Source organism: Arsenicicoccus cauae (genome assembly GCF_009707125.1).
Taxonomy (GTDB): Bacteria; Actinomycetota; Actinomycetes; order Actinomycetales; family Dermatophilaceae; genus Arsenicicoccus; species Arsenicicoccus cauae.
This window is the reverse complement of sequence record NZ_WLVL01000003.1, coordinates 53632-65730: the sequence shown is the minus strand read 5'-3', so window position 1 is coordinate 65730 and position 12099 is coordinate 53632. Positions and strand designations below refer to the sequence as shown.

Below are 12099 nucleotides of genomic sequence, written 5' to 3'. Positions count from 1 at the left end.
TCATACTGCCTGCATGCAGCCGATCGACGCGAGCCAGGTCCTCCAGCGTGACCTCAAGGACATCGTCCGGCATGCCCCCGGGAGGCTGAGCATCCAGGTGGTCGGGCCCGAGGGCGTCCTCGCCGGGTGGGACTCCAACAGGGGGGTGCCGGCCGCGAGCCTGGTCAAGGTGCTCGTGCTGGTGGCGACGTTGCGTGAGGTGGAGGCGGGGCGGCTGAGCCTGGACCAGACCCTGCGGATCCCCGACGACCGCGTCGGCGGCGCGGGAGCGCTCAGCCTGCTGCCTTCGGTGGTCGAGCTGTCCGTCGTGGAGCTGCTGCGCCTGATGGTGACGCTGTCGGACAACGACGCGGCCAACCTGCTGCTGCGGCTGCTGGGGCACGACCGGGTCACCCGCTGCGGTCTGGAGCTCGGCCTGCGGCACACCCACGTGCGGCGAGACCTGATGGACAGCCGGTCGGCGAGCCAGGGCCGCGACAACACCACCACGGCCGCCGACCAGGCCGGGCTGCTCGCCGTGCTGCGGGCGGGCCAGGCCCTCGGTGCTCAGCAGACGGCGCTCGCGCTGGCCCTGCTGTCCGAGCAGCAGCACGCGTACGGCGTGACGGCGCTGCTGCCCGACGACGTGGTGCGCGGCTCCAAGCCGGGTGACCTGCCGGGGATCCGGCACGACGTGGCGCTGATCGAGACCGGTGGCGCCTGGGCTGCCGTGGCGGTGACGGCGACCGGGATGTATGACGACCGGCACGGTCAGGACTACTCGGTCAGCGTCCTGCCGGCGCTCGCCGCGGTGGGCGAGGCCGTGCTCGGCTGCCTGGCCCCGGGCGGGCCGCAGGAGCGGGTCGGCGGCTAGTGCCGGGCCGCACCCACCTCGTCCCTGGCCGCCACGAAGGCCCCGACGCACGCCCGGACGTCGTCCTCGGAGTGCGCCGCGGAGAGCTGGACCCGGATGCGAGCGCGCCCCTGCGGCACGACGGGGTAGCTGAACGGGATCACGTAGACGCCGCGCTCGAGCATCGCGTCGGCCACCTGACCCGCGGAGCGGGCGCCGTCCTCGCCGGGGAACATCACGGGGATGATGGCATGCTCGCCTGGCAGGAGCTCGAAGCCCGCCTCCGTCATCAGCCGACGGAAGAGCTCGGCGTTGCGGCGCAGCACCTCGCGGGGCTCGGCCGAGCCGCGCGCGATCTCCAGAGCCTTGAGCGACCCGGCGACCACCGAGGGGGCCACCGCGTTGGAGAAGAGGTAGGGGCGCGAGCGCTGGCGCAGCAGGTCCACGATCTCCTGGTGGGCACTGATGTAGCCGCCCGAGGCGCCGCCGAGGGCCTTGCCGAGCGTGCCCGACAGGATGTCGACCCGGTCCATGACGCCGAAGTGCTCCGGGGTGCCGCGGCCGCCGTCCCCGACGAAGCCGACCGCGTGCGAGTCGTCGACCATGACCATCGCGCCGAACTCCTCGGCCAGATCGCAGATCTGGGGCAGCGGCGCGAGGTAGCCATCCATCGAGAAGACCCCGTCGGTGACGACGACGACGCGGCGGGCGCCCCGCTCGTGCGCCGCCGCGAGCTGGGCCCGCAGGTCGGTCATGTCGGCGTTCTTGTACCGGAACCGCATCGCCTTGGAGAGCCGGATGCCGTCGATGAGGGAGGCGTGGTTGAGCTCGTCGCTGATGATCGCGTCCTCGGCGCCGAAGAGCACCTCGAAGACCCCGCCGTTGGCGTCGAAGCAGGAGCTGTAGAGGATCGTGTCATCCGTCCCCAGGAAGTCCGACAGCGCGCCCTCCAGGGCCTTGTGCTGGCTCTGGGTTCCGCAGATGAAGCGGACGCTCGCCATGCCGAAGCCCCACTCGCGCAGTGCCTCCGCGGCGGCGCGCTCCACCTCGGGGTGGTCCGCGAGGCCGAGGTAGTTGTTGGCGCAGAAGTTGAGGGCCTGCGCCCGGCTCGTGGTGACGTGCGCCGACTGGGGGCTGGTGAGCTGCCGCTCGGACTTCCACAGCCCCGCGTCCTTGATCTCCTGCAGGGTGCTGGCGAGCTCGTCCTTGATCGTGCCGTACATCGAATCTCCTAGGTGTCGCGGTCAGTCGGCGATCTCGAGGACGACCTTGCCGCACTCGCCGGAGCGCGCCGTCGCCCAGGCGTCGGGCCACTGCTCCAGCCCGACCCGGTGGGTGATGACCGACCGCACGGCGTCGCGCAGGGCAGCGCTGGTCTGCAGCATGAAGGTCATGTGGTACCACGTCTCGAACATCTCGCGCCCGTAGATGCCCTTGATCGTGAGCATGTGCGTGATGACGGTGCCCCAGTCGACGGGGAAGCCCTCCGTGGGCAGGCCCAGCATCGAGATCTTGGCGCCGAAGTTGCAGTTGTCGATCATGGCCTTCATCGCCGCCGGCGCGCCCGACATCTCCAGGCCGAGGTCGAAGCCCTCGGTCATGCCGAGCTCGCGCTGCACGTCGGCGAGGGACTCGCGACCCACGTTGACCACGCGCGTCGCCCCGGCGCCGGACGCCAGCTCGAGCCGGAAGTCGCTGAGGTCCGTCACCACGACGTGGCGCGCGCCGGCGTGCCGGGCGATCGCGGCGGCCATGACCCCGATGGGCCCGGCGCCGGTGATCAGGACGTCCTCCCCGACCATGGGGAACTGCAGCGCGGTGTGCGTGGCGTTGCCGAAGGGGTCGAACAGCGCCCCCAGCTCAGGGTCGATGTCGTCGGGCTGCACCCAGACGTTGTTCGCGGGGACGACCACGTGGTCGGCGAAGGCGCCGTCCCGGTTGATGCCGATGCTGCTGGTGTGGAGGCACATGTGCCGGCGGCCGGCTCGGCAGTTGCGGCACATGCCGCACACGACGTGCCCCTCGACCGCGCAGCGCTGACCCACCTGCAGGTTGCCGGACCCGTGGGCGGTGACGACGTCGTCGGCGATGTCGACGATCTCGCCGTAGAACTCGTGGCCGAGCGTCATGGGCGGACGCACCATGGAGGCCGCCCACTCGTCCCACTGCTCCAGGTGCAGGTCGGTGCCGCAGAGCCCCGCCCGCAGCACCTTGATCTTGACCTCGCCGCGGCCGACGTGCGGCTCCGGGACCTCTCTCAGCTCGAGACCAGGGCCGGAGTGGGGCTTGACGAGCGCGCGCATGAGGACACTTCCTTGGGAGATTCTCCGTCGAAAACCGAGGACGACGCCAAATCTAACGGCTGGGCGGGCCGGGCCCCACGCGGGGTGCGGCCACGCAGGTCACCAGCCGCGGGCGCGCCACTCGTCGAGGTTGGGGCGCTCCGCGCCGAGCGTCGTATCGCCCCCGTGGCCCGGGTAGACCCAGTCCGCGTCGTCGTACTCCCCGAAGATGCGCGTCTCGACGTCGTCGATGAGCTGGTCGAAGGACTGGCCGGGGTTCTTGGTGTTGCCGACGCCGCCGGGGAACAGGCTGTCACCGGTGAACAGGTGCGAGTCGCCCTCGGGGTCGTCGTAGGCGAGGGCGATCCCTCCGGGGGTGTGGCCGCGGAGCTCGATCACCCTCAGGGTGCTCTCGCCCAGGGTGATCGTGTCGCCGTGCGCGAGCTCGCGGTCGGGCCGGACCGGCAGGGCCCGCCCGTCCGCCGCGGAGGCGGCGGTCTCGACGCCGGTGTCCTCGACGACGTCCTTGAGCGCCCGCGTGTGGTCCCAGTGCTGGTGGGTCGTGACGACCAGGTCGAGCCGGCCCGTGCCCTCGGCGACGAGGGCGGTGATGCGCCCGACGTCGTCGGCGGCATCGAGGAGCAGCTGGTGGCCGGTGGCCCGGTCGGTGAGCAGGTAGACGTTGTTGTGCATGGACGACACCGCGGCCTTGCGGATGGTCAGGTGCGGCAGCTCCCGCACGTCGCTGGGGCCGCCGGGGGCGACGTCGCCGGTGTAGTCGGTGTGGGTCACAGAAGGTCCTCCTGCTGGTCGGGGGAGAGGTGGGGGAGCTGGTCGGGGGAGGGGGCGGTGACCTGGTCGGGTCGGCCGCGGACCAGCCACAGGAGCAGCCCCGCCCGGGGACCGCTGACGGTGGGCCGGCCGTCGCCGATGGCGACGACGTCGCGCTCGTCGGTGCGCAGCGTCATGGGCGGACACCGCGGGTCGCTGCGGAGGTCGTCGACGGCCTCGTCGAACCACCGGCCGACGGCCTTGGCCGGGGCGTCCGCGAAGGTGTAGCCCGCGTCGAGGTCGACGTGGTGCCACACCACCTCGCGCAGCCGGTGGCCGGGCAGGTCGGCGCCGGTCAGCGCGGTCATGGCGGCGGGGTCGTTGCCAGCCTGCGCGGTCCGGGACATCGCCGACTCGGGCATGGCCGCGAGGGCGTCGACGAGCTGCTGCGAGGTGTCGCGCAGCTCGGCCAGCAGCGTCTCGTAGGTCGCGGCGGCCCCGCGCTCGATGTCGGTGTCCCGCTCCTCGCGCGAGGGATACATCGGGGTGGGGTCGCCCTCGACGGTGGCCACGAGGTTGAGCATCGCCCGGGCGTTGCCGCTGAGGTGGCTGATCGCGTGGGCCCTGGTCCAGCCCTCGCACATCGACGGGTGCCGTATGCCGTCCGCGCCCAGCGCCTCGACGGTGGCGACCACGCGCGCCGACTCCACCCGGAGCAGCGCGAGGTCGGCGGCGTGCTGCTGGGCCGGGGCGTCCGTCATACGGACAAGACTAGACGAGCCGGGGGAGAGCTGCCCGCCAGCGTGCGAGCGTCCCCCGGACGCCGCGACGAGGCGCCGAGGCGTCAGGGAGGGGGTATGTCGGTGGTGGCACCTAGCATGGCGGTCGTGCCTGATGCTTCTGTCGCCCCTCGCCGCGCCCACGACCGTCTGATCGTCCGTGGAGCACGCGAGCACAACCTCCGCAACGTCTCCGTCGACCTGCCCCGCGACTCCCTGGTGGTCTTCACCGGGCTGTCGGGCTCCGGCAAGTCGTCGCTGGCGTTCGACACGATCTTCGCCGAGGGCCAGCGTCGCTACGTCGAGAGCCTGTCCGCCTACGCCCGTCAGTTCCTCGGTCAGATGGACAAGCCTGACGTCGACTTCATCGAGGGGCTGTCCCCGGCGGTCTCGATCGACCAGAAGTCGACCAACCGCAACCCTCGCTCGACGGTGGGCACGATCACCGAGGTGTACGACTACCTCCGGCTGCTCTTCGCCCGGGCCGGGCACCCGCACTGCCCCGTGTGCGGCGAGCCGGTCGGCCGACAGACCCCTCAGCAGATCGTCGACCAGCTGCTCGCGCTGCCGGAGCGCACCCGCTTCCAGGTGCTGGCCCCGGTCGTGCAGGGCCGCAAGGGCGAGTTCGTGGACCTGTTCGCCGAGCTGCAGACCAAGGGCTTCTCCCGGGCCAGGGTCGACGGGGAGACGGTGTCGCTGACCGAGCCGCCGACGCTGGAGAAGCAGCGCAAGCACACCATCGAGGTGGTGGTGGACCGGTTGGTGGCCAAGGGGGACGACGCCACCAGCAAGCGCAGGCTCACGGACTCGGTCGAGACCGCCCTGCGCCTCACCGGCGGGATCCTGGTCGTGGACTTCGTCGACGTCAAGGACGGCGACGTCGACGACGACGGGCAGGCACTCCCGCAGCAGCGGCGGTTCTCCGAAAAGATGGCCTGCCCCAACAACCATCCCCTGTCCATCGACGAGGTGGAGCCGCGGTCCTTCTCGTTCAACTCGCCGTTCGGCGCGTGCCCCAAGTGCACCGGTCTGGGCACCGAGCTGGAGGTCGACCCGGACCTGCTGGTCCCGGACGACGAGCTGAGCATCCGCCAGGGCGCCATCGCGCCCTGGGCCCAGGGATCGGGGGCCCAGGACTACTTCCTGCGGGTCATCGACGCGCTGGCCAAGGACCTGTCGTTCAGCCTGGACGTGCCCTGGCGCTCGCTGCCCGAGCGGGCCAGGGAGGCGCTGCTGCACGGGCAGGACTACAAGGTCCACGTCAAGTACCGCAACCGCTACGGCCGCGACCGTTCCTACACCACCGGCTTCGAGGGCGTGGTGCCCTTCGTCCGGCGGCGGCATGCCGAGACGGAGTCCGAGTGGTCGCGCGAGCGCTACGAGGGCTACATGCGCGAGATCCCCTGCCCGGCCTGCAACGGGGCCCGCCTCAAGCCGGAGATCCTGTCGATCCTGCTCGGGGGCCGGTCGATCGCCGAGGTCTGCGCCCTGCCCATCGACGAGTGCGCGGCCTTCCTGCGCGACGTGGAGCTCTCGGCCCGCGAGCAGCAGATCGCGGAGCGGGTGATCAAGGAGATCCACGCGCGGCTCGGCTTCCTGCTCGACGTCGGCCTCGACTACCTCTCGCTGGACCGCCCCGCCGGCACCCTGTCCGGTGGCGAGGCGCAGCGCATCCGCCTCGCCACGCAGATCGGGTCGGGCCTCGTCGGCGTGCTCTACGTCCTCGACGAGCCATCCATCGGCCTGCACCAGCGAGACAACCACCGGTTGATCGAGACGCTGACCCGGCTGCGGGACCTCGGCAACACGCTCATCGTCGTCGAGCACGACGAGGACACCATCGCCACCGCGGACTGGGTCGTCGACATCGGCCCCGGCGCCGGCGAGCACGGCGGCCATGTGGTCCACAGCGGGTCGGTGGACGACCTGCTCGCCAACGACGAGTCCCTCACGGGGCGCTACCTGTCGGGACGGCGGGAGATCCCCATGCCCGCGGTCCGCCGCCCGCAGGAGCCTGGCCGCGAGGTGACGGTCGTGGGCGCCAAGGAGCACAACCTGCACGGGGTGGACGTGTCCTTCCCCCTCGGCAACCTCGTCGCCGTGACCGGGGTGTCCGGCTCCGGCAAGTCCACGCTGGTCAACGACATCCTCTACACCGTCCTCGCCAACAAGCTCAACGGTGCCCGGCAGGTGCCGGGACGCCACCGCACCGTCACCGGGCTGGAGCACCTCGACAAGGTCGTGCACGTGGACCAGTCGCCGATCGGCCGTACGCCGCGGTCCAACCCGGCGACCTACACCGGGGTGTTCGACCACATGCGCAAGCTCTTCGCGCAGACCACGGAGGCCAAGGTCCGCGGCTACCAGCCGGGACGGTTCTCGTTCAACGTCAAGGGTGGTCGCTGCGACAATTGCAACGGCGACGGCACCATCAAGATCGAGATGAACTTCCTCCCGGACGTCTACGTCCCCTGCGAGGTGTGCCACGGGGCGCGCTACAACCGCGAGACCCTCGAGGTGCACTACAAGGGCAAGACCATCGCCGACGTCCTGGACATGCCCATCGAGGAGGCCGCCACCTTCTTCGAGGCCGTCCCCGCGATCTCGCGCCACCTCAAGACCCTCGTCGAGGTGGGCCTCGGCTACGTCCGCCTCGGACAGCCCGCCACGACCCTGTCCGGCGGGGAGGCGCAGCGCGTCAAGCTGGCCGCGGAGCTGCAGAAGCGCTCCTCGGGCCGCACCATCTACGTCCTCGACGAGCCGACCACGGGCCTGCACTTCGAGGACATCCGCAAGCTCCTCCTGGTGCTGCAGGGGCTGGTCGACAAGGGCAACACCGTGCTGGTGATCGAGCACAACCTCGATGTCATCAAGAACGCCGACTGGATCGTCGACATGGGCCCCGAGGGTGGCAACCGTGGCGGCACGGTCGTCGCGACGGGCACGCCGGAGCAGGTCGCCGAGGTCTCGGGGTCCTACACCGGTCAGTTCCTGCGACCCGTGCTGGCCAAGACCACCGAGCGGTCCGACGTCTCTGTGGCCGCGCCGGTCGAGCGACCCGCCAAGGGCGCGGCCAAGAAGGCCGCGAGGTCCGCCGGCAAGGCGGCTGCGGTGACGACCTCCGGCAAGGGGACGTCCACGGGCAGGGCCACCGCAAAGAAGGCTGCGCCGCGCAAGGCGGCATCGCGCTCGGCCTGATCCCGCGCCCTGCCCTGCTCCACCCACGCGCCGTGACCGGGCGCGTGGGTAGGGATACTCTGGCCGCCCCCTGAGCGGGCTGGCCAGCATGGGGCCATGGCCAGGTACTTCGACCCCCAGTCGTGCCCCGTCTGCGGCGCCGACCTCCCGAGCGCAGTCACCCGGTGCCCCGGGTGCCGTCTGCGGCTGACGCACCCGACGGTCGGTCGGCTCGCGACGCTGCTGTCCGAGGCGGACCGCACCAAGGACGCCCTCGTCGCCGACCCGACCGCCTTCCGCGCCGACCCGACCGCCCTCCACCCTGACCCGACCGCCTCGCAGGGGGCCGATCACCGGCTCGGGCCCGGGCCCGAGCCGGTGGCGGGGACGGCCCCCGCCGCCGCCCCGACCGCAGACCCCGTGCGTCACTCGGCGGTGCGCAGCACCCTGCTCCTCGTGGGCGCGTTGTGCCTGCTGGGAGCGGGCAGCGTGTTCGCCCTCGTGACCTGGATGCTCCTGCCGTGGCAGGCCCGTCTCGTCGTGATGCTGGGCCTCGCGGGGGGCGCCCTGGCGGTCGCGCCGATCCTGCGCCGTCGGGGGCTGCCGGGCTCCGCCGAGACGGCGGGGGCGCTGGCGACGGGCTTCCACCTCATCGGCCTGGCCGTTGCCGCGCCTCACGCCGAGGAGCCGCGCGTCGTGCACGCCCTCGGTCTGGCCGTCCTCTGCGCGGTGGGCTGGGGGAGCCTGCACCGGGGGCTGCGGCGCGGGGTGCTGTGGCGCAGCGCCGACGCGGCGGGGGCCGTCGGCCTGGGCGGTCTCGGTCTGCTCCTGGTCGAGCAGGCGCACCGCCATGGTCCCTGGGTGGCCGTCGTGCTCGTCCTGGGGATCCCCGCGCTCGCCGATCTCCTGGCGCGTCGGCCGCGGGTGACCCGCGCGGCCCCGGTCTCCGTGTGGTCCGCCGCGCTGGTCCTCGGCGTGATGACGGTGGTGCTGGTCGAGCAGGCCGTCCTCGCCGCACGGGCCGAGCACGCCCTGGGCACCGGGCTGCTGGCCGGCTGGCCGCTGCCCTGGCTCGCCACCGTCCTGGTCACCGCGTCACGCGCGGCCGTGCCGCTGGCCTGGTCGCGGGTCGCGCTCGCGCTGGACGCGGCGGCCGGCGCGCTGGTCGCCCTGTGGTGGCTGGTGGCCGCCGACGACCTGGCCGTCGCGGACGGTGCCTGGTCCTCCGTGGTGCTCGTGGCCGTCGTGGGCCTCGTCGGTGCCGTCGCGGTGCGGGCGACCGGCGACGTCCGGCCGCTCGTCGCGCTCGCGCCGGGCCTGCTCCTCACCGCGTCCGGGGTGGTGCCCGGGCTGGCGCTCGGGGCGTGGCAGGCCGCGCACCCCGTGCGGCAACCGTCCTCCCTGGTCTGGACCTGGCCGGTCTCGGCGTTGGTCCTGACGGTGCTCCTGCACGCGACTGGTCGCCGGCCCGCCGGGCGGCAAGAGCTGCGACGGATCCTCGGGATCCAGGGCGAGACCGCCGTCCTCGCGACTCTCGTCGTGCCCTGGTGCGCCTGGAACGGTGCCGGCGGATCCTCGGTGCCGATGGTCGCGCTGTCGGCCGGGTGGCTCCCGGCCGTCGGAGCGGCCGTCGCCGCCGCCGTCATCGTGGTGGGTGGGGCCATCGACGGGCGACGTCGCCGGCCTGACCCCTCCGCGAGCGTGTGGTGGGGTGCCGCCCTGCTGCTGACGCACGGCCACACCGAGCGGCTGGTGGCGGTCCTGCTCGTCGGTGCGGCCGGGTGCGCCGGATGGTCCCTGCTGCGGCGACGCCGGGCCCTCGGCATGGTCGCGACCGGTCTGCTCCTCGTGGCCTGCTGGTTGCTCCTGGCCATGGCCGACGTCACGGTGCCGGAGGCCTACACCCTGACGGCCGCGGCCTGCCTGGCCGCCTGGACGCTGCCCGCGACCCTGACGCTGCGAACCCCTTCCTACGCGGCCGTCCCGGCCCTGGCCGTGGCGCTCGCCCCCACCACGATGATGGGGGTCGACGACACGACCTCCGTCCGCGCCCTCGTGGGCATCGTCGCGGCGGTCGCGCTGACCGCACTCGGCGCGGGCCGCCGCCGCGCGGCCCACCTCTACGTCGGTGCCGCGGCGGCCGGGGCGTTGGCCCTCGCCCTGTGCGCTCCCGTGGTCAGCCTGCTGCCGCCGTGGCTGCCGCTGGCGGTCGGCGGCGGGGTCCTGGTCGGGCTCGGCGTGACCTGGGAGGCCCGTCTCGCCGAGCTGCGGAGGGTGAGGTCCTATGCCGCTGCGCTGCGGTGAGCGATATCAGCCGGCGAGCACGTCGGCCGTCTGGCCCACGGCCCGGCGCCCGCCCTCGACGACGCCCGTCGACAGCACCCGCTCCTGGCGCTGCTGGCTGACCAGGGCCGCGACGGCGGTGACGGTGGCCCGGCGGCAGCGGGCTCAGCGCAGGACGTCGGCGACGAGCTTGGTGATCCCGTTGCCGTAGGTCTCGGACTCGCGGACCTCGAGGCGCTGCTTGTCCTTGTCGGTGTCGCTGAACAACCGCTTGCCGGCGCCGAGGAGGACCGGAAAGACCAGCAGGTGGTAGCGGTCGACCAGGCCGGCGTCGGCGAGGCCGTGCCCCAGGGTCGCGCTGCCGTGGACGATGATCGGGTCGCCGTCGGAGTCCCTCAGGGCGGCCACCTCGTCGAGGGACCGCAGGATCGAGGCGGGCCAGCGCGGGTCCGCCTCGGCGAGCGTCGTGGAGACGACGTAGCGGGGCATGGCGTTGTAGCCGGGGAACTCCTCGGTCATGCTCGGCCACACCGGCGCGAAGGCCTCGTAGCTCCTGCGCCCGACCAGCAGGGCGCCGGCCTCCTCCTGCTCACGACCCTTGATCTCGTAGGCGGCGGGGTCGAACGCGATGTCCTTGAAGGTCCACCCGCTGCTGCGGTGGCCGGGCTCGCCGCCGGGGGCCTCCATGACCCCGTCGAGGGACATGAACGCGGTGACGACGATGGGGCGCATGTGCTTCTCCTCGGCTGGACGACCAGATGGGGGCACGCTACCTGCGTGCCGCGCCCCCGGCGCATCGGGCCGAGGCGGTTTCGCGCGCCTCGGCCCGGGCCCCCGACTGGGGTGGGCGAACCGGCATACGGCCGGGCACGTCAGGAGAGGTCACCACCATGCAGGGAGTCACCCCGGTCTTATGGTTCGACGGCGACGCGGTCGAGGCCGCCCGGCTGTGGACCTCCGACATCCCCAACTCACGCATCCTCACCGACATCCCCTACCCCGAGGACGGCGACAAGGGAGAGCCGGGGGCCGTGATGGTGGTCGAGTTCGAGCTCGACGGCAGGCCGTATGCCGGCCTCGACGGCGGGCCTCAGTTCCCGTTCAGCGAGTGCGTCTCCCTCCAGGTCGTGTGCGACGACCAGGAGGAGGTCGATCGCATCTGGGTCGCGGCGCTGGAGGCGGCGGCGCAGGGATGACCTGACGACGGTGGGCCCCGACCCCGCCGTGCGAGGTCGGGGCCCACCGGTCAGGGCGACCGGGCGGTCACTCCTCGCCGAGGTAGGCCTTGCGCACCTCGTCCGAGGACAGCAGCTCCTGGCCCGTGCCCCGCAGCACGATCTTGCCGACCTCGAGGACATAGCCCACGTCGGAGATCTTGAGCGCCGCGTTGGCGTTCTGCTCGACCAGCAGGATCGTCGTGCCCTGGGCCTTGAGGGTCTGCACCGTCGACATGATCTTCTTCATCATCAGCGGGGACAGCCCCATCGACGGCTCGTCGAGCAGCATCAGGCGCGGACGCGACATCATGGCCCGACCCATGGCCAACATCTGCTGCTCACCGCCGGAGAAGGTCCCGGCCGGCTGCGAGCGACGCTCGCGCAGGATCGGGAACAGCTCGAACGCCGCGTCGAGGTCCTGCCGGACGGCCGAGGAGCCGTCCTTGCGGGCGAAGGCGCCGAGCATGAGGTTCTCCTCGACCGTCATGCGAGGAAAGATGCGCCGACCCTCGGGTGACTGCGCGAGGCCCAGGGTGACGATCTTGTGCGCCGGCACGTCGTCGATCCGCTTGCCCTCGAAGGTGATCGAGCCGCGCGCGGGCCGCAGGAGTCCCGAGATGGTCCGCAAGGTGGTGGTCTTGCCGGCGCCGTTGGTGCCGATGAGCGAGACGACCTGCCCCTCCTCGACGTCGAACGAGATGCCCTTGACTGCCTCGATCTTGCCGTAGGCGACGCGCAGGTCCTTGACCTCGAGCATG

The 12099-nt window shown here is 72.3% G+C and carries 10 protein-coding genes; 4 read left to right on the top strand and 6 right to left on the bottom strand.

The genetic code is table 11. The features are described from left to right. The first annotated feature begins 13 nt into the window (after positions 1-13). Complete coding sequence (locus GGG17_RS00870; protein ID WP_154591920.1) at positions 14-853, top strand: serine hydrolase; 840 nt, start codon at positions 14-16, stop codon at positions 851-853. Here GGG17_RS00870 and GGG17_RS00865 read toward each other — a convergent pair. The 4 genes from GGG17_RS00865 to GGG17_RS00850 all read right to left on the bottom strand — a co-directional run bounded on the left by GGG17_RS00865 (position 850) and on the right by GGG17_RS00850 (position 4646). Beyond that, complete coding sequence (locus GGG17_RS00865; RefSeq protein ID WP_154591919.1) at positions 850-2055, bottom strand: glycine C-acetyltransferase; 1206 nt, start codon at positions 2053-2055, stop codon at positions 850-852. The genes GGG17_RS00870 and GGG17_RS00865 overlap by 4 nt on opposite strands. Positions 2056-2076: 21 nt before the next feature. Beyond that, the gene (tdh, locus tag GGG17_RS00860; protein ID WP_154591918.1) at positions 2077-3135 is read right to left on the bottom strand and encodes an L-threonine 3-dehydrogenase; all 1059 of its coding nucleotides are present in this window, start codon (positions 3133-3135) and stop codon (positions 2077-2079) included. Positions 3136-3234: 99 nt separating this feature from the next. Next, positions 3235-3906, bottom strand: coding sequence for an MBL fold metallo-hydrolase (locus GGG17_RS00855; protein WP_311966326.1), 672 nt, complete (start codon positions 3904-3906; stop codon positions 3235-3237). Beyond that, positions 3903-4646, bottom strand: coding sequence for a maleylpyruvate isomerase family mycothiol-dependent enzyme (locus GGG17_RS00850; protein WP_154591917.1), 744 nt, complete (start codon positions 4644-4646; stop codon positions 3903-3905). Before GGG17_RS00850 ends, GGG17_RS00855 begins: the two co-directional genes overlap by 4 nt. A gap of 117 nt (positions 4647-4763) precedes the next feature. On the opposite strand from GGG17_RS00850, the gene uvrA reads away from it, so the two are divergent. Together uvrA and GGG17_RS00840 are read left to right on the top strand one after the other, a co-directional pair. Further along, positions 4764-7862 carry an excinuclease ABC subunit UvrA gene (gene uvrA / locus GGG17_RS00845; RefSeq protein WP_230082565.1) on the top strand — a complete coding sequence of 1033 codons (3099 nt, stop codon included), beginning with the start codon at positions 4764-4766 and terminating at the stop codon, positions 7860-7862. Positions 7863-7958: 96 nt separating this feature from the next. After that, on the top strand, positions 7959-10145 hold the full coding sequence (locus GGG17_RS00840; protein WP_154591915.1) for an SCO7613 C-terminal domain-containing membrane protein: 2187 nt from the start codon (positions 7959-7961) through the stop codon (positions 10143-10145). Between the two features lie 144 nt (positions 10146-10289). On the opposite strand, the gene GGG17_RS00835 is transcribed toward GGG17_RS00840, so the two are convergent. Further along, positions 10290-10856: a dihydrofolate reductase family protein gene (locus GGG17_RS00835; RefSeq protein WP_154591914.1), complete on the bottom strand. Its 567-nt coding sequence runs from the start codon at positions 10854-10856 to the stop codon at positions 10290-10292. Between the two features lie 158 nt (positions 10857-11014). Between GGG17_RS00835 and GGG17_RS00830 the strand changes: the two genes are divergently transcribed. Continuing rightward, entirely contained in the window at positions 11015-11320 is a 306-nt protein-coding gene (locus GGG17_RS00830; RefSeq protein WP_195849068.1) for a VOC family protein, read from the top strand. Between the two features lie 67 nt (positions 11321-11387). On the opposite strand, the gene GGG17_RS00825 is transcribed toward GGG17_RS00830, so the two are convergent. Further along, positions 11388-12098 carry an ABC transporter ATP-binding protein gene (locus tag GGG17_RS00825; protein WP_249776243.1) on the bottom strand — a complete coding sequence of 237 codons (711 nt, stop codon included), beginning with the start codon at positions 12096-12098 and terminating at the stop codon, positions 11388-11390. Position 12099: the final 1 nt, after the last annotated feature.